The sequence below is a fragment of the Kitasatospora sp. NPDC048194 genome, from assembly GCF_043202455.1.
Lineage (GTDB): Bacteria > Actinomycetota > Actinomycetes > Streptomycetales > Streptomycetaceae > Kitasatospora.
In genome coordinates, this window is record NZ_JBIDAK010000020.1 from 73,800 (window position 1) to 94,921 (window position 21,122).

Consider the following 21,122-nt stretch of genomic DNA (forward strand, 5'->3'; position numbering starts at 1 on the left):
GGGGGTGCGGCGGGCCTCGGTGCTCGGGCCGGACGGGCGACGGGCGCCCGCGCTCGGGCCGGGGCGTGCGGCTGCGGTCCGCGCTGCTGCCCGGCCCGTGCCCTGGACCTACTCGGCGACCTACTCGACGACCAGCTCGACCGGGATGTTGCCGCGGGTGGCGCGGGAGTACGGGCAGACCTCGTGCGCCTGCTTGACCAGCAGCAGGCCGGCCTCGCCCGCGAGCGCGTCGGGCAGCTCGACGCGCAGCACGACGGACAGGCCGAAGCCCTCGCCGTCCTTGCCGATCGACACCTCGGCGGTCACCGAGGCCTCGCTGGTGTCCACCCGGGCCTGGCGGCCGACCAGGCCGAGGGCGCTGGCGAAGCAGGCGGCGTAGCCGGCCGCGAACAGCTGCTCGGGGTTGGTGCCCTGGCCGCTGCCGCCGAGCGCGGGGGGCATCGCGAGGGCGAGGTCGAGCTGGCCGTCCGAGCTGACGGCGCGGCCCTCGCGGCCGTTGGCGGTGGCGGCGGCGGTGTAGAGCGCGTCCATGAGGGGTCCCTTCGTAGTGCTGCTCGTCTGGCGGTGCGTCGGTCGCGGACAGCCTGTGCCCGGGTTCCCGGGTTCCCGGGTTCCTGGGGTCCGGGGGCCGGTCCCAGGTCAGGGCTCGAGCGGTTCCCCGCCCGTCGGGCGGCGGCCCGGTCGTCGCTGTCCGCCCGATAAGTAGAGCACGCAATTCAATTGCGCACAACTCAGTGGCGCGATGGCCATCGGTACCATGGGTCCATGACCACGCTCCCCCCGGGCCTGGCGGACGAGGAACTGCTCCGCCTCGACCAGCAGATCTGCTTCTCGCTCAACGCGGCCTCACGCGCCTTCGGCGGCGTCTACCGGGTCCTGCTCCGGGATCTCGGGCTCACCTATCCCCAGTACCTGGTGATGCTCGTGCTCTGGGAGGGCGGGGACCTGCCCGTCAAGCGGATCGGAGAGCGCCTGCGGCTCGACTCGGGGACGCTCTCCCCGCTGCTCAAGCGCCTGGAGTCGGCCGGCCTGGTGCGGCGTGAGCGCAGCGCGGAGGACGAGCGGTCGGTGACCGTCGGCCTCACCCCGGAGGGTTCGGCGCTGCGCGAGCGCGCCGGGCAGGTGCCGCGCCGGCTGCTCGCGGCGACCGGGCTGCCGGTCGAGGACCTGGCCGCGCTGCGCGAGCTGCTGGAGCGCGTGACCGGGGCGCTGGACTCGGCCGTGGTGGAGCCCGTGCCGTAGGGCGGTCATGGGGTGAGCGCGGACGGGCGCGCCGCGGGGTCGCGGCGGTTGTCAAGTCGGGCCTCGGGCTGCTGTGATCTGGGTCACGTATCCGTCGCCGGTGGTGGACTGCGCCGCCCGAACCGGCAGGTCAGCGGGGCTGTTCAGAAGTGAACGGAAACGGTCGCCAATTGTCCGCCCGATCCGGTCGACAACGCGGGCCCGTCGGACGGTTACACCACGAGCCCCCGAAGGGGCCGTCGGCGTGCCACCCGGTGGGCCGGCCAGCTGACCCAGGAAGAGGGGGCGCGTGTGAACACTCCCGGGCCGGGCGACGAGCGTGGTCTGCGGGCGGACCCGCTCGACGACCTGCCGACCGACTTCGAGGCCTTCTTCACCCGTGAGAACTCCGGCTACCTCCGGTACGCCCAGCAGCGGCTGCGCCACCGCGAGGACGCCCAGGACGCCGTGCAGAATGCCGGCACCACGCTCTACCGGAACTGGCGCCGGGCCCTGGCCAGTGAGGACCCGCAGGCCTTCGCCTTCAAGATCGTCAAGGACGCGGTGGTCGACGTCATGCGCGAGCGCCGCCGCACCGAACGCAAGCGACTGCGGGTGATCGCCCAGCGCCGCCCCGACACCAGCCAGGACGAGCTGGAGGAACTCGCCGAACTCGACGCGCTGGACTGGGCCATGGAGGAGCTCGCCCGCGCCGCGCCGGTCCAGGCGGACGTCGTCCGGCTGCGCCAGGCGGGCCTGTCCTACCACGACATCGGCCGGGCACTCGGCCTCGCGCACACCACCGCCCGCACGTACTACAGCCTCGGGCGGCGCCACCTGGAGTACCTGCTGGAGCACCCGGACGACGGGCAGGCGACATGAGGATCACCGAGCTGCTGCGCGCGCACGCCACCGACCTCGACCGGGAACTCCGCGACCACGACCCGGCCGCCTTCACCCGGCGACTGGCCGAGCGGCTGACCGCCGCCCGACGGAGCGCCCCGACCGCGCGCGAGCGGCCCGCCCGGCCGCCCGCCGCTGCCCGGCCGCCGCACGTCCCGTCCCCGGGCGGGCGCCCCCGGACCGACGGGCGGGCCGACCTGCGGCGCGACCTGCGGCAGCTGTGCGCGGGCGTCGCGGGAGCGGCGGAGCCGGGAGAACTGGCCCTGGACCTCGAACTCGCCGAGAAGACCGCCCTGCGCACCCTCGGCTGCCTGCTCTACGGGATGGGCCGTACGGCGGACGGCGTCTTCTGGTGGCGGATCGCCGTCCAGTACGGCGACGAACTGGCCGTGCACTGCCTGGCCGTGCACTACGCCGCCGAGGGCGCGTGGGACGACGCCGCGCGCTGGGCCGCCGAGGCCGAGGACCTCAGCGGCCCCGGGCGGCTGCCGGAACTGGCCCCGCACGCCCGGCCGAGCGGGGCGGCCGAGCTGGCGCGGCGACTGGCGGAGCGGTACGACGGCGAGATCCTGCTGACGCTCCGGGACGCGGTCGGTGCCGGGGCGCGCGCCGGCGGCGGCGCGGGGGACCGGCCCGGAGCATGGGACGGCGATGGCGACGGCCATGGCGGCGGGCGGCTGGGAGCGCGGATGGTGCGGGGCCGGGGGGCGGCGCGGACCCGGTGACCACGACCGGCTGCGCCGCCCGGCCGCAGCGCCGCCGCAGGGCGCGTGCAGGGGGACCGGTCCGGGTGGCAGCGGCAGGCAGGGCGGGTGTGGTCAGGTGAGCCCGGCGAGCGCGTCGCCGAGGTAGGCGGCGCCGAGGACCGCCGGCACGGTGGTCGTGATCGCCGCGCTGTGGGTGGCCGCCCAGGCGCGCCACTCGCCGAGGGCGCGGATCGAGCGTTCGGTGCCGCGCCGGTGCACCGTGAGCGGGACGATCGCGCCCAGTGAGCCGATCAGCACCAGGAGGGCGGCGGCCACGGCCTTCGCCCCGGCGCCGGTCGGAGCGGCCGCGATCGAGGCGGCGCCGCCGACCGCCGGGAGCAGGGTCCTCGGGTGGCCCACCACCTGAGTGACGGCCAGGCCGGCCGCGCGCGCCGCGGTGAGGCGGTCGACCCCCAGGAGCCAGGTCGGGGGCGCGGTGATGTGACCCGGTCGCGGGCGGTCGCGCCACTGCCGTACGGCGAGCAGCAGGAGCAGGGTGCCGAGTCCGAGCTTCAACCAGTACGACCAGGTCGGCCGGCCGTCGTCCGGGTCGAGGGCGTTGCCGGCCACCACGACCACGGTCGCGACCACGCCCAGCCCGAGCACCCAGCCGGCGGTGAAGGCGAGCCCGTTGGTCCGGCCGCGCGGCGCGGCGAGGATCAGCAGCACGGCGATCAACGGCAGCGGGCTGAGTGCGACCGCCACCGCCGAGGCCAGCATCGGGCCGATCGCCTCGCCCATCCCCGCACCTGCCTTCCCGTGGCCGGGCGCCGTCCGCCATTCAGCTACGGCCGGGGGCGGCGCGCACGGCCGGTTGGACCGTCCGGGTGAGTCGTGACGGGTCAGTCGGGGTGGCTCAGCCGTGGCGGGTCAGCCCTGGCGGATCGGCGGGGAGCGCGGCAGGGCCGCCGCACCGGTGGGTGCGACGGCCCTGCGCAGGTGCGTCCGGCGGCCGGACCGGCCGGCCGGTCAGTCAGCCGGCCCGCCGACCGGTCAGTCGGCCGGCCCGCCGACCGGTCAGTCGGTGCCGGACTCGATCGCCGCGTGGTCGAGCGCGGTGGAGTCCTCCTCGTCACCGTTGCCAGCCGCGATCGGCGCGGCGCCACCGGGCGCGAGCTCGCCGATCAGGCCGCTCCACGGGGCCAGCTGACCGTGCCCGGCGTACTGCTCCAGCTTGCTGCGGGAGTCGGCGATGTCCAGGTTGCGCATGGTCAGCTGGCCGATCCGGTCGTCCGGGACGAAGGCGGCGTCCACGCTGCGCTCCATCGACAGCTTCTCGGGGTGGTAGCTGAAGTTGGGGCCCTGGGTGTCGATCACCGAGTAGTCCTGGCCGCGCCGCAGCCGCAGCGTCACGCTGCCCGTGACGGCCTGGCCGACCCACTTCTGCAGGCTGTCGCGCAGCATCAGCGCCTGCGGGTCGAACCAGCGGCCCTCGTACAGCAGCCGGCCGAGCCGGCGGCCCTGGGCGTGGTAGGTGGCGAGGGTGTCCTCGTTGTGGATCGCGTTCAGGAGGCGTTCGTAGGCGATGTGCAGCAGCGCCATGCCCGGGGCCTCGTAGATGCCGCGGCTCTTGGCCTCGATGATCCGGTTCTCGATCTGGTCCGACATGCCCAGACCGTGCCGTCCGCCGATCAGGTTGGCCTCGTGCACCAGCTCCACGGCGGTGCCGAACTCCCGGCCGTTGATCCGGACGGGGCGGCCGAACTCGAAGTCGACGGTGACGTCCTCGGTCTGGATCTCGACGGCCGGGTCCCAGAAGGCGACGCCCATGATCGGGGCGACGATCTCCATCGAGGCGTCCAGGTACTCCAGGCGCTTGGCCTCGTGGGTCGCGCCCCAGATGTTGGCGTCGGTCGAGTAGGCCTTCTCCGCGGAGTCCCGGTAGGGCAGGTCACGCTCGGCGAGCCATTCGGACATCTCCTTGCGGCCACCGAGCTCGGTGACGAAGGCCTGGTCCAGCCACGGCTTGTAGATCCGCAGGTTGGGGTTGGCGAGCAGGCCGTAGCGGTAGAACCGCTCGATGTCGTTGCCCTTGTACGTGGAGCCGTCGCCCCAGATGGAGACCCCGTCCTCCTGCATGGCGCGCACCAGCAGGGTGCCGGTCACGGCGCGGCCGAGCGGAGTGGTGTTGAAGTAGGTCTGCCCGGCGGAGCGGATGTGGAAGGCGCCGCAGGCGAGGGCGGCCAGGCCCTCCTCCACCAGCGGTGCCCGGCAGTCGACCAGGCGGGCCTGCTCGGCGCCGTACGCGCGGCCGCGGGCCGGGACGTCGGCGAGGTTCGGCTCGTCGTACTGGCCGATGTCGGCCGTGTAGGCGTAGGGGACGGCGCCGTGCTCGCGCATCCACGCGACCGCGACGGAGGTGTCCAACCCACCCGAGAATGCGATGCCGATCCGTTCACCGACCGGCAGCTTGCTCAAGACCTTCGACATGCATGCACCCTTGACCCACCCGCGCGGCGCGGGCTCCTGATGTAGCGACGTGTGAGGGGATTCGGCGTATTCGATCCGATGCCCGCACTCTGGCATAGATTTGCAGAGTAGCGCAAGAGCATACGGAGCGGTGGGGTGGAAGGCAGCGCTCCCCGTACCGTTCGGCGAGGGCTGCCCGCGCGGTCAATTCCCTGCTGCGGAGCGTGAGTTCGGGTGGCCGACCGGCCGGGGCGCGCGCCGGGTGGCGGCCGGTACGGCTGGGTGGCACCGACGGGGCCGCAGGGCGTTCCGCCGTGAGGAAGGGGCGCCGGGCGCGCGGAGGGTCAGCCGCTGTGGGCGCCGCTTCGGGCAGGTTCGCGATCGGGGGCGGCGCCGGACCCGCTGCCGGGCTCGCCGCCCCAGGGCTGGGCGGCGCAGGCCCGGAGCCAGGGAGTGCGGGAGGCGAGGACGCCGAGGCCCAGTGCGACCAGGTGCCCGGCGTCGGCCAGTTGCTGGTCCAGCGCCCAGGCGGCTGCGAGGGCCACGGCGAGGGCCGGCAGGGCGTACCGGCGCAGGGAGCGGTGGCCGAGCGCCAGCAGGCAGGCGGCGGTGGCGACCAGCCCGTAGCTGATCCCGACGTCCCGGGCCCGGGAGAGCGCGCCGGGGATCCGGACGGTGAGCATGACCCACATCGCGCCCTCGGTGAGCAGCGTCGCACCCAGGTGCCCGAACACGAAGACCGCGCCCGCGCGGGCCGGGCCCCAGCGCCACTCCGCCAGGCCCAGGACGGCGGCGACGCCGGCGATCCCCACCCAGGCCGGGACCCCGTCGACCACCAGGCCGCTGGTGAACATCGTCCACCACTTGCCGACCTCCATGTGGTGGACGTTGCTGCTGTTGTGCCGCATGAAGCGGACCCGTTCGGCGTGGCTCCGGGTGGCGAGCCAGCAGGCGGTGACGGCCAGCAGGATCACGTAGGTCGCGGTGAGCCGCAGGCGGAGGGCGCTTCGCAGGGCAGGGTGACGGACGGTGTCGCCGGCCGTTGGTCCGGTCGTCCTGAGGCGGTCCGTCATCGTGCCTGGTGCCCTTGCTGTCGCGTGTCTCAGGTGCCGGCCGTCCCGCGGAAGGCCGGAGGATCAGCTTATGCCAGGGCCCGGTGGCCGCCGGGCTGGTCGGCAGCGCCGAACGAGCCGGGCAGTGGTGCGGGGCCGCGGCCGGATCACCCGAAAGGGCCGCCGCGGCGGCGACCCGCGGGGACGCCGGGCGAGGGTGGGGACGAACCGTCGAGGAGGCGCCGATGTCCGGCAGCACCACCGGGGTGCCCGAGACGCGTCGGCGGCGCTGGTGGGCCCGCGCGGCCCGCGCGGTCCGGGCGTACGTCAGGCGCGCCCCCGGCACCTACGTCTGGCTGGCGATCCTGCTGGTCACCACCGAGGTGATCCGGCACGTCGACACCGCCACCGCCGACCGCATCCTGGAACGGCGCTCGACCAACCTGCACCACCTCCAGGTGTCGCCGGTCCGCGTGCTCGCGACGAGTGCGCTGTGGATCGCCGGTGGCGGCTGGCTGGGCTACTTCGCGCTCTACAACGTCTTCCACGTGCCCGCCGAACGCTGGCTCGGCACCCTGCGCTGGATCTCGGTGGCGATGGTCGCCCACGTCGGGGCGACGTACCTCAGCGAGGGGGTCCTGGGCTGGGCGATCCACCGGGGCCTCGCCCCGCCCAAGGCCGTCTACACCCTGGACTACGGCGTCAGCTACGCGCTCGTCGGGGTGATCGGGGTGCTCACCTACCGGATCGCGCGGCCGTGGCGGTACGCCTACCTCGCCGGGGTGCTGGCCGTCTACGGAGTCGCCCTCCACCAGAACCGGGACTACACCAGCATCGGACACCTGAGCGCGGTGCTGATCGGGCTCGCCTGCTACCCGGTGACCCGGGACCGGCCGGGCGTCTTCGATCCGGTCGCCGCGGCGCGGGCGCTGCTGCGACGGCGCGGCGGAAAGTGAGCTCCGCCCGGTGGGCGGGCGGCCGGTCGGTCGCCGTACGGGGTGGGCAGGGGAAGCAAGCGCCGGGGCGGCGGGGCAGGGGAAGCAAGCGCCGGGGCGGCGGGGCAGTGGCGGCGGCGGGGCGGCAACGGGCCGGCGGGCGGTTCCCGGGGAGCCGCTCGTCGGCCGGGTGGGGTGGCGGGAGCCGGGCCCCCGGTCACCGGTCGGTCACTGCTTGACGCGCTGGGCCACGCAGAGGATGTTGCCCTCGCTGTCCTTGAACCAGGCCGCGCGCATGTCGTCGTTCTCGGCGACGCCGTTGACGGTCTTGAGCCCTGGGAAGTCGTACTCCTCGAAGGTGATGCCGCGCTCGCGCAGCGCGGTCATCTCACGGTCGAGGTCGGCGACCTTGAAGCTGGCGAGGGTGTGGGCGGCCTGTCCGCCGCTGGGGGTGTGGTAGATCGTGAACTCGGTTCCGCCGCAGTCGCAGGTCAGTTCCTCCTCCGTTTCCGCGGTGAGCTTGAGGCCCAGCGTGTCGGTGTAGAAGGCCTTCGCGCGGGCGAGATCGGCGGCGGGGATGACTGCTTGCAGCGGTCCGTCTCCAAGCATGGTGTTCGCCTCCTCTCAGTTACCAGGCTAGGGAGTTCGAGTGCCGGTCGCCCGGCGAGCGGGCGGCCGGTGCGAGGAGTTCGCGAGGAGTTCGCGAGGAGTGTGCGGGGGGTCGCGAGGGGTGGCGAGGGGTCGCCGCGCAGGGTGCCCCGCGGGGGAGGCGGGTGGGGCGACGTCGCCGCCCTGGGGCCGCCCGGCCGCTCCCGGCAGCCAGGGTCCCGCCCGGGCTCCGAGGGCAGCCGTCCTTGCCCCCGGTTGTGGCCGCCGCGGCCTGCCGCCCGCCGCACGCGGGGCCTACCATCGCCCCTGACCGCCGTCCCGAGCGATCCCGGACCGAGGGAGCGAGCCCATGCACGCGCAGGAAGGCCGCCGGACCCGTAGGACGCCGCGGCCGGCGACATCACCGGCCACCGCGGCACCGTCGCGGTCCCGCTCGCTGGCGGACCTCCAGGGGACGGTCGGGAACGCCGCCGTCGGCCGGATGCTCGCGGGCCGGGCGACGGCCGTCCAGCGGATGCCCGGCAGCGACGGGCAACAGGAGCAGCCCTCGACCGTGATCAGCGGGCACGGGCGGTTCGGCGACAACCAGCGCCTGCCCAAGAACCCCGACAACCCGCGCAGCCGCGCCCTCAAGGCCACCTTCACGGTGCCCGCGGGCGTCGAACTCGTCGTCTACGCCCCGCCCGGCGCGTGGCTGGAGAACGAGGTGGCCAATCGCGTCGAGTCCGGCAACCCCCCGACCACGGACGAACTCGAACTGGTCGGGGACAACAACAAGCGCAAGCCCATGCCGCCGGACTACCCCAAGACCTTCCGCGCGGGCGAGGAGGTCATCAACTACAAACTGATGCCCCTCGACGCCAGGCACCTGGCCGAGGGTGCGGTCTCGGTCGACGCCGGCACGCTGCGGGACAAGGTGCAGGAACTCCTCGAGGCCCGCGAGGACCAGGGCGAGGACGCCCCGCCGCTGACGATCCACTACGCCTGCTGCGGAGTGGGCTCCTCCAGCGTCCCGGAGATCGACCGGCTCTTCGTCCACCGCAACTACACGGTGATGATGCGCACCACGCCGAGGACCCCGAGCCCGGAACCGGAGGCGCCGCCCAAGCGCCGCCGGAAGGGGTAGCGGCTGCACGCAGACGGGTCAGGGCCGCGTGGCGGGCGCGGAAGCGGCCGCCGTGACCGCCTCCCAGACGAACCCGTCCGGGTCCGCGAAGGAGCCCGCCGTGCTGCCGAGGACGATCCGGTGCGAGCCGGTGCCGTCGGCGGGCACGCCCACCTCCTTGGCCAGCGCGGGGCGCTTGTACAGCGCCAGCTTCACCGCGCCGGGCCCGCCGGGGGCGAACTCGGTGTACTTGCCGCCGAAGCTCCTGGCCACGGTCAGGCCCTGACCGACGTAGAACTCCCTGGTGGCCTTGACGTTCGCGACGCCGAGCAGCAGGACGACGTCGTCGATCTCGCGGGTGGCCGGGCCGGAGTCCCGCTTCGCCGAGGTCGCGACCTTCCAGGCGGTCCCGTCCGGCGCCTGGACGACGCCGCCGTAGCCCCACAGCGACCTCGCCGCGGGCTTGAGCAGCGTGGCACCGGCGTCCACGGCGGTGGCGAGGAAGGCGTCGACGGTGGCAGGCCGGGACACCGTGAGCGCCAGCGCGAAGCCCCGGAACCCGCTGGAGGGCGCTCCGGACTCCCGCATGCGCACGTACTGCTCGACGCCGAAGGTGGTGTAGAACCGGTGGGCGGCCCCGGCGTCGGGCACCTCGAGGGTCACGGACGCGAGGGACACGGCGGACGTGGTGGTTTCGTTGGTTCCCATGGGCATCACGCTACGAGCGGGCCGGTGGGCGGGGCTTCTCGAATCCTGACCGGTGTCCTCCGGTCCCGCGTGGTCCCGTCCGGTCCTGCCCCGTGCCTCGCCCGGCCCCGCTTGGTACCGCCCGGGCCCGTCCTCCGCCGTCGGCGTCGCCGCGTTCCGGCTGGGGCCGGCGCGAAGGCCCGTGCCCAACAAGGGAGTTGCGCCCTGGGCCGCATCCGGCGGGGAAGCCCGGCCGTCGTCGCGAACAGGTGGGCACGGTGCAGGGGCCGGGGGCGACCGGGAGGTCAGACCTGCGCCATGCCGCCGTCGACGAAGAGTTCGACGCCGGTGATGAAGCTGGAGGCGTCGCCGGCCAGGAACGCCGCGGCGGTGCCCATCTCCCGGGGGTCGGCGATCCGGCCGGTCGGGTTGCCCTCGCCCATCGTCCGGACCGCGGCCGGGACGGCGTCGGCTCCCTGCGCCATGGCGAGGGCGTGCCGCAGGGACTCGGTGTCCACGGCGCCGGGGCTGAGGACGTTGATGCGGATGCCGGAGCCCTTGATGTCCTGGATCCAGGACCTGACGAAGGCGCGCACCGCGGCTTTGGATCCGCCGTACAGGCCCATGCCGGCCGGGGGCTGGACGGACGCGGTCGACCCGATGATGACGATCGTGCCGCCGGGCGGCAGCAGGGCGATCGCCGGCTGGACGGTGAACAGCACGCCCTTGGCATTGACGCCGAAGGTCCGGTCGAACTGCTCCTCGGTCGTCGCGCCGAGCGGGGCGTGGGCGCCGATGCCGGCGTTGGCCACCACCGTGTCGAGGCGCCCGTGCCGCGCCATGACCTCGCGGTACATCGCCTCCATGTCCGCGAGCCTGGTGACGTCGGCGACGATGCCCGAGCAGTTCGGGCCGATGGTGGCGACCGCCTCGTCCAGCGGCTCCCGCTCGAGATCGGTGATGACCACGCGGGCGCCCTGGTCCGCGAACTCCCGGGCGATTCCCAGGCCGACGCCGGACGCGCCGCCGGTGACCACGGCGACTCTGCCGTCGAGGGGGAGGTTCATCGTGTGCTCCTCGGGGGGTCGAGTGCCCGCACGGTGCGGGCGCGACGGCGCGTCCTCGACACTCGTAGACTTTCGAAGTGGAGGCGCCGCCGGTTGCTTGGGACTATAAGCGGCGACGCCTCCGGTTAGCTACCCCAGGCCAGGAAGGAACGTGTCGTGACCGCGGACACCGGGCGCCCACTGCGGGCCGACGCACGGCGCAACCGGGAGAAGATCCTGTCGGCGGCCGTACGCGTCTTCGCCGAGGACGGACTCGAGGCACACCTCGAACGCATCGCCAAGGAGGCGGGCGTGGGCTCCGGCACCCTCTACCGCAACTTCCCCACCCGGGAAGCGCTGATCGAGGCCGCCTACCGCAGCGAACTGACCCGGCTGTGCGACTCCGCCCCCGACCTCCTGGCGGCCATGCCGCCGCGTGAGGCGCTGCGCGCCTGGATGGGGCGCTTCATCGACTACGCCACCGCGAAACTGGGGATGGCCGAGGCCCTGCGCGCCGTGGTGGCCACCGGCGTCAACCCCTACGCCCACAGCCACGAGCTGATGATGACCGCCCTCACCTCGCTCCTGGACGCCGCCACGGCCGCCGGCACCATCCGGCGGGACATCAGCGCGGCCGACCTGTTCGCCGCCCTCACCGGCGTCGCCCTGGCCGCCGGAAGACCCGAGCAGCGCGAGCAGGCCGAACGCCTCCTCGACCTCACCCTGGACGGACTGACCCACGGAACGGGTGTCTGAATTCTGTCCGGCCGATCTTGGGCTGTGGGAGGATTCGGTTCATGACATGCATCCGAAGGGGCCGTGCCTCGTAGAACACCAGCTTCGATTCGGTCGCGGGAACGCGGCCGGGGTAGCCCCTGGATGCGGTATCGCGATGTCCCAGGTCTGTCGGGAGCGGCGAATGCTGCTGTCCGTGTGCTTGAACGGGAACGATTGTCTCCGGGCATCGTGGCGGTGGCGCTGAGCGTGTGGTCCGTGCGCGTTCACGGCACGAGGCGCCGGTGGAGACAGTGGGAGGCGGAGTTCACCTGCTCCTGCTGCGGCGAGGGTTGGGCTAGGGACAAGCTGCAGGATGCTTTGTTCATGCTTCCGCCGAGGGCCGCGGGCGAACTTCGGTTGCAGGTCGAGCGCCTGGACGCGGTGCTCCTGAAGCGAACGCATCACGAACCGACGGAAGACTCGCGGCTGGCGTGGTGGCATCGCAGATGCTGACCGTACCCACTGAGCCGGGCGAGGGCCTGCAGAGTGCCTGTGGGCCCGCTTCCGAGTGGCCCCCCATGAGTCACCTGGGGTCACTTGCGGCGGTGCAGCGGCAGTTGGGAGGGGAGCGGGCGTTCATGATCGCCAGGACAGTACCCAGTGGTACCAGGCGCTGCCGGTGCTGTCATGTCCGTTGGATATGGCGCACTCGCCCGGGGGATGACGAGTTGGCCCGGTGCGGTCGGCGCCGCGATGATGCGGGGATGCACACCTTCGAAGAGCTGATCGCCGAGGCCGAGTCCGTGCCCGTGGACGGCTGGGACTTCTCCTGGCTGGCGGGCCGGGCCTCCGAGGAGCGGCCCTCCTGGGGCTACCAGCGGCTGCTGGCCGAGCGGTTGGGCACCGCGACGGCCGCCCTGGACATCCAGACCGGAGGGGGCGAGGTGCTCGCCGGCGCCGTACGGCTGGGCGGGGGCCCGTCCACCCTGGCGGCCACCGAGGCCTGGCCGCCGAACCTGGCCGCCGCCACCCGGCTGCTGCACCCGCTGGGCGCGGTGGTGGTCGCCGACCCGGACGAGCCGCCGCTGCCGTTCGCGGACGGGGCCTTCGACCTGGTCACCAGTCGGCACCCGGTCCGCGCCTGGTGGTCGGAGATCGCCCGGGTGCTGCGGCCCGGTGGCACGTACTTCGCCCAGCACGTCGGCCCGGCGTCGGTCTTCGAACTGGTCGAGTACTTCCTCGGACCCCAGCCGGAGGCGCGCGAGAGCCGACGGCCCGAGGCGGAGGCGGCCGAGGCGCGGGCGGCCGGGCTGGAGGTGGTGGACCTGCGCTCCGAGCGGCTGCGGATGGAGTTCCGCGACATCGGCGCGGTGGTGTACTTCCTGCGCAAGGTGGTCTGGATGGTCCCGGGCTTCACCGTCGACGCCTACCGGGACCGGCTGCGCGAGCTGGACGCCCGGATCCGGGCCGAGGGGCCGTTCGTGGCCCACTCGGCGCGCTTCCTGATCGAGGCGCACAAGTAGATCGACCGATCGGGCCGGGAGGGTCCGGTCGGCCGTCCCGGCCCGGGTGAGCATCCGTTATTCCCGGGCGACGGCCTGTCATACCCCCTAAGGTGGGTCCGGCGGGTTCGCGCGTCGAGAGCGCTCGGACAGCTGCTGACCGGTCGGCTGGAGCCGGCGCGATCGGGCCTGTCGGCCTCCTGCTGGGTGTCCTCCGGCCCCGCAGACATCCCTTCAGGAAGGACGACATTCGTGATACCCCCCACGCCCGCCGACCCGACCGTGCTGCACCCGATGCCCGAACAGCCGCGGGTGGTGCTGCTGAAGCCGCTGATCACCTCGCCACTGATCGAGGTCGGAGACTTCTCCTACTACGACGACCCCGACGACCCGACCGCCTTCGAGTCCCGCAACGTGCTGTACCACTACGGACCGGAGAAGCTGGTCATCGGGAAGTTCTGCGCGCTGGGCGAGGGCGTGCGGTTCATCATGAACGGCGCCAACCACCGCATGGACGGCCCCTCCACGTTCCCCTTCCCGATCATGGGCGGTTCCTGGTCCGAGCACTTCGACCTCATCACCGGCCTGTCCGGGCGGGGCGACACCGTGGTGGGCCATGACGTCTGGTTCGGCTACCGGTCCATGGTGATGCCCGGCGTCCGCATCGGCCACGGAGCGATCATCGCCTCCGGCTCCGTCGTCGTCGACGACGTCCCCGACTACGGCATCGTCGGCGGCAACCCCGCCCGCCTCATCCGCCGCCGCTACAGCGACGCCGACGTCGACCGCCTCCTCGCCCTGGCCTGGTGGGACTGGCCGCTCCAGCACATCACCGAACACATCCGCACCATCATGTCCGGCAGCATCGACGACCTGGAGAACGCGGCGCCCGGGCACGTCGAAGAGGCACCTCAGGACCCGACGTCCAGCAGCGCCACGGGCCGTTGAACGGACCCGGCCCAGGACGACCTGCGCGGGTGACCTCGCCCGGCGAACCGCGATCCACCGTTCCGGCACCGAGAACCAAGCCGTCAGTACGTCTGTTCGGCTCCACCACACCACGGTCGCCGACCGGCTCCGCACCCAGGCCGTCGCCTTTCCGGAGGCGCTCGGCTGTGCGCTGACTCTGCGGGCGCGGCCGGTCGTGGACCACGGGGCTGCCTGTCGAAAACTTCTTCGGTGCGGGCCGAATCCTTCCTGCCCGTGCGCGCCTCCTATGGGCGTACCGACAGACGTCGGGACGCAGACATGATGGAGGAACTCGTGATCATCGGAATCGGCATCGCCGTCGTCCTGGTGCTGCTCTGCACCTGCCTGGTCGTCATGAGGCGCAAGCGCGCCGGGCGGGGTTGAGGGCACCGTGGCGAAGTACACCTGGCCGGGTGAGCAGTTGGTGCTCGCCGCGCAGAGCGGACACGTCGACTCGATCGCCGCGCTGGTGTCGGGCTCCCACCCGAACGTGCAGCGCTTCGCCCGCTCCCTCTGTGCCACACCGGAGGACGCGGAGGACGCGGCGCAGGAAGCCCTGATCATCCTGTACCGCAGGATCGGGACGCTGCGGGCCACGGCCGCGCTGTCCTCGTGGATGTTCCGGATCGTCCGCAACGAGTGCCTGCGCCGGGCCCGGGCGGCGCTGCGGACCACCCCGGTGCCGCTGCCGGGCGACACCGCCGTCGCCTCGGCCGAGGACGAGGTCCTGCAACTCCTGGAAGCCGGCAGGGTGGCGGCCGCGGTCGCCGCCCTGCCGCCCGACCAGCGTCGCGTGCTGATCATGCGCGACATCCAGGGCCTCAGCGGCCGGATGGTCGCCGACGCCCTCGGCCTCACCACCGCGGCGATGAAGTCCCGTCTGCACCGGGCCCGGCGGACGGTCCAACTGGCCCTGCTCACCGGCCCGGAGCCGACTCCTGGGGGGAATGATGACCGGATCGAAGCCCGGCACGACGTCTGACGGAACCGACTTCTCGAGCAGGTCCCTGCCCGAACACATCGTGCGCGGCGTGGTCGGCTTCGGCTCGCTGATCGGCTCGGTCGCCCTCGTGCCGGTGGTCGGGCCGATCAGCCTGGTCCTCCTGCCGGTCGGACTGGTCGCCATGCGCGGCTGCCCGACCTGCTGGGCCATCGGCCTGATGCAGACCGTCTCGCGGGGCCGGCTGCAGCGCTCCTGCCGGAACGGCGCCTGCAGGCTGAGCGTCGCCGGCCGGCATCCGGAGAAGGTCGGCTCCTGAGCCCGTCCATGCCGGGTGAGCGCCGCCGCCCGTACCGTGGCCGGGAAGGCGGGCGGCGGTCGACGCCCTTGCGGCGAGGCCCCCTCAGCAGCCCGAGTCCGGCGGAGAGGGCCGCAGCCGCAGTCGCCGGGGGTGGCGCTCCGTACCGGTCGCGGCCGAGGCCCGTGGCCGGGCCGGCGCGGCGGTGTCCGGGCGGTAGCTGAACCGGGGCAGGAAGTACTGGGTGACCGGGCCGACCAGGAGGGCGTACAGGACGGTGCCGATGCCGACGCTGCCGTCGAGGAGCCAGCCGATGCCGAGCACGGTGAGCTCGAGCAGGGTGCGGACCAGGCGGATCGACCGACCCGTCACGTCCGCCAGTCCGGTCATCAGGCCGTCCCGGGGACCGGGGCCGAGACGGGCGCCGACGTAGACCGCGATGGACAGGCCGTTGAGCACGATGCAGACGGCGACCAGGGCGATCCGGACCGGCAGGCCGAGGTGCTCGGGGACGAGCGCGAGGCCGAGGTCGGAGGAGGCGCCGACCACGGCGATGTTCGCGACGGTGCCGAGGGCGGGCTTCTGCCGCAGCGGGATCCACAGCAGCAGGACCAGGACGCCGAGCACCGCGCTGATCATGCCGAAGCTCAACGGCGTGTGGTAGTGCAGCCCTTCGTACAGCACGCTCCACGGGTTGACGCCCAGGGAGGTGCGCACCATCAGGGCCAGGCTGAACCCGAACAGGGCGAGGCCGACGACGAGTTGGGTGAGGCGGAGGAACGGCCGCTCGGCCAGCGGCAGGTAGCCGAGCGCGGGCGGCCGGGGGCCGGCGGCGTGCTCCGGATCGTGCTGTGGGTCGCGTACCGGCCGACGGCGCTGGAGGCGCGGGACGTGGTGGCCGCTGGTGTCCACGGTGGGTCGCCTCCCGGCGCTCGTCGGGTCGTACGTGGATCGGGTCGTGCATGGATCAGGTGGTGCGTAGAGCAGGTGGTGCGTCAAGCGGGTGGTGCGCGCAGGTCGGGACGGTCCTACCCCCGGATCAGGGGCTCAGCCGCCCCACGGCGGCGCGGATCCGCCGGGCGGCCTCGCTCAGGACGGGGCCCGAGCGGCCGCAGTTGATCCGCACGTGGTGGTCGAGCGGGTGCCCGTCCGTGAAGTGGGTGCCGCTGAGGGTCGCGACCCCGGCCTCGGCCAGCAGGAACTGCTCGGCGGTGGCGTGACCCTGTTTCCGGTACGCCTCCGCGTGCGCCGAGAAGTCGGCGAACAGGAAGTAGCCGCCCTGGGGGAGGTCGATGTGCAGGGACGGGACGGTCCGGAGCTCCGCCAGCACGGACTCCAGGTTGGCGCGGGCCTCGCGCGCCCGGGCGACCGGCACGTCGTCCAGGTCCGGGCTCAGGGCGACGTGGGTGGCGAACTGGCCGTAGGTGGAGGCGAAGGAGGTGAGGTTGACCTGGGCGCGGGCGGCGGCGTCGACCAGGTCCGGCGGGCCGTGGAGGTAGCCGATGCGGTCGCCGTGCATGCCGTAGGTCTTGCCCGGCCCGGTGACGTGCAGGGTCCACGGCCGCACCGGTACGGGCGTGCCGTCGGGCAGTCGGGGCTCGATCGCGGCGAAGGTCGCCGCGCGGGGGCCGAGGACGTGGGCCTCGTACGGGGTGTCGAAGAGGACGTGCACGGGGCTCCGGCCCTCCGCCTCCCGCCGGGTGTTGTGCCTGGCCAGGACCTCGGCCAACGCGGTCAGTTCCGCGGTGGAGTAGACCTTGCCGGTGGGGTTGATGCAGTCGCCCAGGATGACGATCTTGGTGTCCGGGCCGAGCGCCCCCGTCAGGGCCGACGCGGTCAGCCCGCTGGCCGCGTCGGCCGGCACGGTGCGTGGAACGGCCCCGTGCAGGCGCACCATGTCGGCGTAGTGCGGCCAGTTCGGCACCGGGATGACGACCTCGTCGCCGGGGTTCAGCAGGGCGTGGAAGACCACCGAGATGGCCCCCTTGACGCCGCCGGGGGTGACCAGGATCTCGGACTCCGGGTCGTAGTCGACGCCGTACAGCCTCCGCGCCCGCGCGACGATGGACTCCCGGAGGAAGGAGAACCCGCGGACCGGCGCGAAGGAGTGGGCCAGGTCCGGGCTGTCCCGGACGAACCTCACCAGTCCGTCGTCGATCCGGGTGTCGGCCGGGGTGTCCAGCGCCCCGATGCTGAGGTCGATGACCTGCTGCCCGGCGGGCCGGTGGCGGTTGAGCTCGGCGAGCCGCGCCGCCGTCCCGTGGGTGACGGAGTCCGGCAGGTTCAGGACGGCGTCCGCGATGCCGCGGTTCTTCTGCACGATGACCGGGTCCACCTCTCCGGCTCCGGCCGTCACCGTGCCCCCACGGCCTTGGCCATCGCGCTCCACATGGCCAGCTGGACGTCCAGGGTCCGCTCGGCGCCGAGCGCGACCTCGGCGAGGTCGGCGTCGGTGCGGCAGTTGTTCAGCACGCACTGCCGCGCGTCCGCCGCGTGGCGCTCCTCGACGCCCTCGTCCCCGACGTGGACGTTGAAGTAGACCTCGACGGTGTCCACGAACGCCTTCTCGGGCAGGTTCTTCCGGGCGTTGCGGAAGGCCGTGCGGCAGGTCCTCAGCATCGGGTCGGCGTGCGACTGCAGGGCCATCGCGACGCCCAGCATGCGGTGGTAGTTGGCGGTCAGCAGCTCCAGGGTGCGGTCGCGGTACTCGACCGTCTCCGGGATCAGCAGCTCGCTGTCGCGTGACTCCCGCACGGTCAGCGCCGGCAGGCCGAACTCGACCTCGCCGTAGTGGTTGTGGGCCTGTTCCATGAGCACCTCGTGGCAGTGCTCGGCCCGGCCGTCGCCGGTCTCCTCGTTGAGGATGTGCGAGAACAGCACGAGCGTGTCGCGGTCGTCGTGGGCGGCCGCCTGGGCGCAGACGTAGGCGATGCCCTTGACGGTGCCCTCCGTCCGGTGGAAGAAGTTGGCACGGTGGAAGTCGTAGACCGGCCCGGTCCACGGGTCGTCGCGCAGGATCCGGAAGTACTCGTTGCCGTAGACCGGATGGTCGCCCAAACCGTTCATCAGTGCGGCGACCCGGTCCCGCATTCCGCTGTCGGTGGTGGCGGTCATAGCGCTGCTTGCTCCCTTTCTGGGCAGGCGGTGCACGACGGATGGGAGTGCCGGAGCGCGGCCGGGCGTGCCGGAGCGGACGGCCGTGGCGTGGTCGGTCGACCGCCGCCGGACCGGTCCGTCCCCCTGGGAGTCGTCGCTCGTCCGCGCACGCTGACGTGGCGTCCGCCGTGCCCCCCGGCCCCGTCGGCGGGGCGACCGGGAGCGGCCCCGCGCGCTGGTGCGGCGGAGCCCTGAGGCACGGCGGTTCGCTCACGACCATGGTGCCCGGGAGCCCTTGACGGGGGCAGGTCATTTTTGGCCGGTCCATCGGGGCCGTCTGCGGGGCGGTGGCCCGCCCGGGCTCGTTCCCGGTCAGGCCCGCCCTTCGGAGCGGAGAGTCCCAGCTCGGCGGCGACCCGGGCGGGTCGCCGCCGGACCGTCGCCGAGCCGCCCGGACCGGGCCGGCCTCGTGGTGTCGCTGAGCCGCTCGTGAACAGCCGGGGCGCGGCGCGGCCCCCTGGTCCCGCCCGTCACCGCCGGGCGGGCGGCCGATTCCGGCTGTCGTTCGGTCGCCGTTCGACCGCCGCCGCCGGGGGTCGGGTCCTGCGGCCGTCGGGTCGACGAGGTGGGCCGCCTGCCGAGGTCGTTCCCGAAGCGGTAGGTTACCAGCCAGTAGTTTGGCTGATCATCGGCTCCTCTGATGCAGCGTCAGATCGCTAGGCTCCCTGCGATCGGATCGTATGAGCAGTAGGGAGAGCAGTGTGATGGCACGACCCCGCCGCAGCGGTGGACAGCGGGCGGTGAGCGTCGCGCTGGCCGCGGCACTGGCCCTCGGCGTAGGCGCCGCCGCCCGGCCTGCCGTTGCGGCTCCCGCGGTGTCGACCGCGGCGTCGGCGTTCGGCGGGTTCCGGCTGGCGAGCATCACCGCCTCGGACGGGGTGGTGCTGAAGGCCGACGTGTTCACCCCGCCCGCCGGGACGCCGGGGGCGGACGCCCGGGGCCGGTACCCGGTCGTGGTGCAGCCGGCGAGCTGGGGGCAGAACGACCTGGAGTACGTCGCCCAGGGGCACAGGTTCGCCGCGGCCGGGTACGTCGTCGTGACGTACACGGTGCGCGGGTTCTGGGGGTCGGGCGGGCAGGTGGACGTCGCCGGGCCCAAGGACGTCGCCGACATCTCGACGGTGATCGACTGGGCGCTCGCCCACACCGCCGCCGACCCCGACCGGGTCGGCATGATCGGGCTGTCACTCGGCGGCGGGCTCACCCTCCTCGGCGCCGCGTTCGACCCGCGGATCAAGGCCGTCGCCTCGCTGAGCGGCTGGGCCGACCTGGCGGACGCGCTGTACAGCGGCCGGACCCGGCACACCGCCGCCGCCACCAGGCTGGCCGACATCGAGCGCCTGACCGGCCGCAAGAGCCCGGAGTTCGCGGAAGTCCTGGACGACCTGTTCGCCGACCGCGACCTGCCCGATGTCATCACGTGGGCGGACGTCCGCTCCCCGGCCAGCTACCTGGACCGGATCAACGCCAACGGCGCCGCGATCTACCTCGCCAACGGCTGGAGCGACAGCTTCTTCAACCCCGGCCAGATGACCGACTTCTACCAGCGGCTGACCGTCCCCAAGCGCCTCGAACTGCGCCCGGGCGACCACGCGAGCCAGGAGTTCACCGGCCTGCTCGGCTTCTCCGACGCCACCTGGGACAACGCCCGCGGCTGGCTCGACCAGCACCTGATGGGCACGGCGGGCGCGGGCCTGCCCCCGGGCGTCGACCTGGAGGTCCGCCCGACCGGCGCCCACGAGGCGTACCCGGACTGGCGCTCCGTCAGCTCCCGCACCGAGCACCCGGCGTTCGGCGGCACCGCCACCGTGCGCGGCGGCGAGACCTCCGGTGCGAGCGGCGGCACCGTCCTGCTCTCCGGCATGGTCGACCAGTGGTTGCACCAGCCGCCGACCGTCGCCGTGCCGCTCATCGACCGCTCGGCAGCCGCCGTCCGCCAGTCGGAGCCGTACGGGCAGGGACTGCGGGTACGCGGCGCGGCCCGGGTGCACACCACCGTCACCAGCTCCGCGCCGCAGGGTACGGCCATCGCCTACCTCTACGACGTGGACGCGCTCGGCGTCGGCCGCCTGGTCACGCACGCCCCGCAGAGCTGGACCGGACGCCCCGCCGGGCAGCCCTTCCCGCTCGACGTCACCCTCTTCCCGACCGCGTACGACCTCCCGGCCGGCCACCGCCTCGCGCTCGTGCTCGGCACGCGGGACGACCTGTACGGCGCCGAGACGCCCCCGGGCAGCACCGTGACCTTCGGCCCGGCGGACGTCTCCCTGCCCGTCCGCTAGGCTCCCCGGGCGCGCTCCGGGCGGCCGGCCCCCGCGGTCGGCCGCCCCGGCCCCTGAGCGCTTCCGACCAGCAGTCAGATTCCCGCGCGAGCACCGCGTACCCTCCCGAGTGCGCCGCAGCACCAGGACCGGAGCCGCCCGTCGACAACCGTCGCCCGCCCGACGTGCGCGCCTGCCGGCGTCACCGGCAGCGGCTGCGGCCGTGGCTCAGCCGTCAGTAGTAGGTGCGCTCCCAGACAGGAGGCTCGTCCGGCTCCCCGCAGCCGCACTCCTCGCACGCCCGGTCCAGGTGGAGGTGCCTCGCGTGCTTGCACCACAGGCACGGCTCCGGCCCCCGCTCCACCGACTGCTCCTCCGGCCGGAACCCCTCGCACGGACACCCGACGGCGCAGCGCCCCCGGTAGGACTCGTGCCCCTGGCGGGAATGCCCGCACTGCTCGCACGCGGTCCTTCCCCAGCTGTACACCGCCATCTCGCCCTCCCTCCGTACGGGTTCCCCCGTCCTCGCGAAGGGCAATCCCGCACCCACGACCGGGAAAGGACCC

Annotated in this window: 23 protein-coding genes; 12 read left to right on the top strand and 11 right to left on the bottom strand. The window is 73.5% G+C overall.

Annotation, left to right across the window (positions count from 1 at the left end):
- Positions 1-120: 120 nt before the first annotated feature.
- On the bottom strand, positions 121-531 hold the full coding sequence (locus tag ACGF07_RS23345) for an organic hydroperoxide resistance protein (protein WP_350742600.1): 411 nt from the start codon (positions 529-531) through the stop codon (positions 121-123).
- Between the two features lie 234 nt (positions 532-765).
- Between ACGF07_RS23345 and ACGF07_RS23350 the strand changes: the two genes are divergently transcribed.
- The 3 genes from ACGF07_RS23350 (at position 766) to ACGF07_RS23360 (ending at position 2,849) form a co-directional block, all read left to right on the top strand.
- Positions 766-1,242 (top strand): MarR family winged helix-turn-helix transcriptional regulator, encoded by a 477-nt coding sequence (locus tag ACGF07_RS23350; RefSeq protein WP_392901694.1) that lies wholly within the window; start codon positions 766-768, stop codon positions 1,240-1,242.
- 291 nt (positions 1,243-1,533) lie between these two features.
- On the top strand, positions 1,534-2,103 hold the full coding sequence (locus tag ACGF07_RS23355) for an RNA polymerase sigma factor (protein ID WP_392901696.1): 570 nt from the start codon (positions 1,534-1,536) through the stop codon (positions 2,101-2,103).
- On the top strand, positions 2,100-2,849 hold the full coding sequence (locus ACGF07_RS23360) for a hypothetical protein (protein ID WP_392901698.1): 750 nt from the start codon (positions 2,100-2,102) through the stop codon (positions 2,847-2,849). Before ACGF07_RS23355 ends, ACGF07_RS23360 begins: the two co-directional genes overlap by 4 nt.
- Before the next feature lie 93 nt (positions 2,850-2,942).
- Here the strand turns inward: ACGF07_RS23360 and ACGF07_RS23365 are convergent, their stop codons facing one another.
- The 3 genes from ACGF07_RS23365 to ACGF07_RS23375 all read right to left on the bottom strand — a co-directional run bounded on the left by ACGF07_RS23365 (position 2,943) and on the right by ACGF07_RS23375 (position 6,352).
- Positions 2,943-3,611, bottom strand: coding sequence for a GAP family protein (locus ACGF07_RS23365; RefSeq protein ID WP_392901700.1), 669 nt, complete (start codon positions 3,609-3,611; stop codon positions 2,943-2,945).
- A gap of 276 nt (positions 3,612-3,887) precedes the next feature.
- The gene (gene argG / locus ACGF07_RS23370) at positions 3,888-5,300 is read right to left on the bottom strand and encodes an argininosuccinate synthase (RefSeq protein WP_350742609.1); all 1,413 of its coding nucleotides are present in this window, start codon (positions 5,298-5,300) and stop codon (positions 3,888-3,890) included.
- Positions 5,301-5,623: 323 nt separating this feature from the next.
- Positions 5,624-6,352 carry a rhomboid-like protein gene (locus tag ACGF07_RS23375; protein WP_392901702.1) on the bottom strand — a complete coding sequence of 243 codons (729 nt, stop codon included), beginning with the start codon at positions 6,350-6,352 and terminating at the stop codon, positions 5,624-5,626.
- Positions 6,353-6,576: 224 nt separating this feature from the next.
- Here ACGF07_RS23375 and ACGF07_RS23380 point away from each other — a divergent pair, with 224 nt between their 5' ends.
- Entirely contained in the window at positions 6,577-7,287 is a 711-nt protein-coding gene (locus ACGF07_RS23380) for a rhomboid-like protein (protein ID WP_392901704.1), read from the top strand.
- Between the two features lie 207 nt (positions 7,288-7,494).
- On the opposite strand, the gene ACGF07_RS23385 is transcribed toward ACGF07_RS23380, so the two are convergent.
- Entirely contained in the window at positions 7,495-7,875 is a 381-nt protein-coding gene (locus tag ACGF07_RS23385) for a VOC family protein (protein WP_350742615.1), read from the bottom strand.
- A gap of 349 nt (positions 7,876-8,224) precedes the next feature.
- Between ACGF07_RS23385 and ACGF07_RS23390 the strand changes: the two genes are divergently transcribed.
- Positions 8,225-9,001, top strand: coding sequence for a putative adhesin (locus ACGF07_RS23390; protein ID WP_350742617.1), 777 nt, complete (start codon positions 8,225-8,227; stop codon positions 8,999-9,001).
- A gap of 18 nt (positions 9,002-9,019) precedes the next feature.
- Here ACGF07_RS23390 and ACGF07_RS23395 read toward each other — a convergent pair whose 3' ends face one another.
- Together ACGF07_RS23395 and ACGF07_RS23400 are read right to left on the bottom strand one after the other, a co-directional pair.
- Positions 9,020-9,694, bottom strand: coding sequence for a glyoxalase (locus ACGF07_RS23395; protein ID WP_392901706.1), 675 nt, complete (start codon positions 9,692-9,694; stop codon positions 9,020-9,022).
- A gap of 278 nt (positions 9,695-9,972) precedes the next feature.
- Positions 9,973-10,734: an SDR family NAD(P)-dependent oxidoreductase gene (locus ACGF07_RS23400; protein WP_392901708.1), complete on the bottom strand. Its 762-nt coding sequence runs from the start codon at positions 10,732-10,734 to the stop codon at positions 9,973-9,975.
- Between the two features lie 156 nt (positions 10,735-10,890).
- On the opposite strand from ACGF07_RS23400, the gene ACGF07_RS23405 reads away from it, so the two are divergent.
- The 6 genes from ACGF07_RS23405 (at position 10,891) to ACGF07_RS23430 (ending at position 15,160) form a co-directional block, all read left to right on the top strand.
- The gene (locus ACGF07_RS23405) at positions 10,891-11,469 is read left to right on the top strand and encodes a helix-turn-helix domain-containing protein (RefSeq protein WP_350742623.1); all 579 of its coding nucleotides are present in this window, start codon (positions 10,891-10,893) and stop codon (positions 11,467-11,469) included.
- Positions 11,470-12,194: 725 nt separating this feature from the next.
- Positions 12,195-12,953, top strand: coding sequence for a class I SAM-dependent methyltransferase (locus tag ACGF07_RS23410; protein ID WP_392901710.1), 759 nt, complete (start codon positions 12,195-12,197; stop codon positions 12,951-12,953).
- A gap of 273 nt (positions 12,954-13,226) precedes the next feature.
- Positions 13,227-13,880: a CatB-related O-acetyltransferase gene (locus tag ACGF07_RS23415; protein ID WP_392901799.1), complete on the top strand. Its 654-nt coding sequence runs from the start codon at positions 13,227-13,229 to the stop codon at positions 13,878-13,880.
- Positions 13,881-14,195: 315 nt separating this feature from the next.
- Positions 14,196-14,285 (top strand): GGIII-like transmembrane region-containing protein, encoded by a 90-nt coding sequence (locus ACGF07_RS23420; RefSeq protein ID WP_392901712.1) that lies wholly within the window; start codon positions 14,196-14,198, stop codon positions 14,283-14,285.
- Positions 14,286-14,292: 7 nt separating this feature from the next.
- Entirely contained in the window at positions 14,293-14,883 is a 591-nt protein-coding gene (locus ACGF07_RS23425) for an RNA polymerase sigma factor (RefSeq protein WP_392901714.1), read from the top strand.
- Entirely contained in the window at positions 14,852-15,160 is a 309-nt protein-coding gene (locus ACGF07_RS23430) for a hypothetical protein (protein WP_392901716.1), read from the top strand. The genes ACGF07_RS23425 and ACGF07_RS23430 overlap by 32 nt, the downstream gene beginning before the upstream one ends.
- A gap of 84 nt (positions 15,161-15,244) precedes the next feature.
- Here ACGF07_RS23430 and ACGF07_RS23435 read toward each other — a convergent pair whose 3' ends face one another.
- The 3 genes from ACGF07_RS23435 to ACGF07_RS23445 all read right to left on the bottom strand — a co-directional run bounded on the left by ACGF07_RS23435 (position 15,245) and on the right by ACGF07_RS23445 (position 18,253).
- The gene (locus tag ACGF07_RS23435; protein ID WP_392901801.1) at positions 15,245-15,940 is read right to left on the bottom strand and encodes a YitT family protein; all 696 of its coding nucleotides are present in this window, start codon (positions 15,938-15,940) and stop codon (positions 15,245-15,247) included.
- A gap of 238 nt (positions 15,941-16,178) precedes the next feature.
- Positions 16,179-17,474 (bottom strand): pyridoxal phosphate-dependent aminotransferase, encoded by a 1,296-nt coding sequence (locus ACGF07_RS23440; RefSeq protein ID WP_392901717.1) that lies wholly within the window; start codon positions 17,472-17,474, stop codon positions 16,179-16,181.
- A gap of 17 nt (positions 17,475-17,491) precedes the next feature.
- Positions 17,492-18,253 (bottom strand): iron-containing redox enzyme family protein, encoded by a 762-nt coding sequence (locus ACGF07_RS23445; RefSeq protein WP_392901719.1) that lies wholly within the window; start codon positions 18,251-18,253, stop codon positions 17,492-17,494.
- 746 nt (positions 18,254-18,999) lie between these two features.
- On the opposite strand from ACGF07_RS23445, the gene ACGF07_RS23450 reads away from it, so the two are divergent.
- Positions 19,000-20,577, top strand: a complete 1,578-nt coding sequence (locus ACGF07_RS23450; RefSeq protein WP_392901721.1) for a CocE/NonD family hydrolase — start codon at positions 19,000-19,002, stop codon at positions 20,575-20,577.
- A 214-nt stretch (positions 20,578-20,791) separates the two neighbouring features.
- Here ACGF07_RS23450 and ACGF07_RS23455 read toward each other — a convergent pair whose 3' ends face one another.
- A complete protein-coding gene (locus ACGF07_RS23455) occupies positions 20,792-20,920 on the bottom strand; it encodes a hypothetical protein (protein WP_392901723.1) in 129 nt (42 codons plus the stop codon).
- Positions 20,921-21,122 lie beyond the last annotated feature (202 nt).

Coding starts and splice junctions, on each gene's coding strand:
- ACGF07_RS23445 (WP_392901719.1), bottom strand. CDS start 18,253: ATGACCGCCACCACCGACAGCGGAATGCGGGACCGGGTCGCCGCACTG.
- ACGF07_RS23375 (WP_392901702.1), bottom strand. CDS start 6,352: ATGACGGACCGCCTCAGGACGACCGGACCAACGGCCGGCGACACCGTC.
- argG (WP_350742609.1), bottom strand. CDS start 5,300: ATGTCGAAGGTCTTGAGCAAGCTGCCGGTCGGTGAACGGATCGGCATC.
- ACGF07_RS23410 (WP_392901710.1), top strand. CDS start 12,195: ATGCACACCTTCGAAGAGCTGATCGCCGAGGCCGAGTCCGTGCCCGTG.
- ACGF07_RS23345 (WP_350742600.1), bottom strand. CDS start 531: ATGGACGCGCTCTACACCGCCGCCGCCACCGCCAACGGCCGCGAGGGC.
- ACGF07_RS23450 (WP_392901721.1), top strand. CDS start 19,000: ATGGCACGACCCCGCCGCAGCGGTGGACAGCGGGCGGTGAGCGTCGCG.
- ACGF07_RS23430 (WP_392901716.1), top strand. CDS start 14,852: ATGACCGGATCGAAGCCCGGCACGACGTCTGACGGAACCGACTTCTCG.
- ACGF07_RS23360 (WP_392901698.1), top strand. CDS start 2,100: ATGAGGATCACCGAGCTGCTGCGCGCGCACGCCACCGACCTCGACCGG.
- ACGF07_RS23385 (WP_350742615.1), bottom strand. CDS start 7,875: ATGCTTGGAGACGGACCGCTGCAAGCAGTCATCCCCGCCGCCGATCTC.
- ACGF07_RS23415 (WP_392901799.1), top strand. CDS start 13,227: ATGCCCGAACAGCCGCGGGTGGTGCTGCTGAAGCCGCTGATCACCTCG.
- ACGF07_RS23350 (WP_392901694.1), top strand. CDS start 766: ATGACCACGCTCCCCCCGGGCCTGGCGGACGAGGAACTGCTCCGCCTC.
- ACGF07_RS23380 (WP_392901704.1), top strand. CDS start 6,577: ATGTCCGGCAGCACCACCGGGGTGCCCGAGACGCGTCGGCGGCGCTGG.
- ACGF07_RS23400 (WP_392901708.1), bottom strand. CDS start 10,734: ATGAACCTCCCCCTCGACGGCAGAGTCGCCGTGGTCACCGGCGGCGCG.
- ACGF07_RS23395 (WP_392901706.1), bottom strand. CDS start 9,694: ATGCCCATGGGAACCAACGAAACCACCACGTCCGCCGTGTCCCTCGCG.
- ACGF07_RS23390 (WP_350742617.1), top strand. CDS start 8,225: ATGCACGCGCAGGAAGGCCGCCGGACCCGTAGGACGCCGCGGCCGGCG.
- ACGF07_RS23365 (WP_392901700.1), bottom strand. CDS start 3,611: ATGGGCGAGGCGATCGGCCCGATGCTGGCCTCGGCGGTGGCGGTCGCA.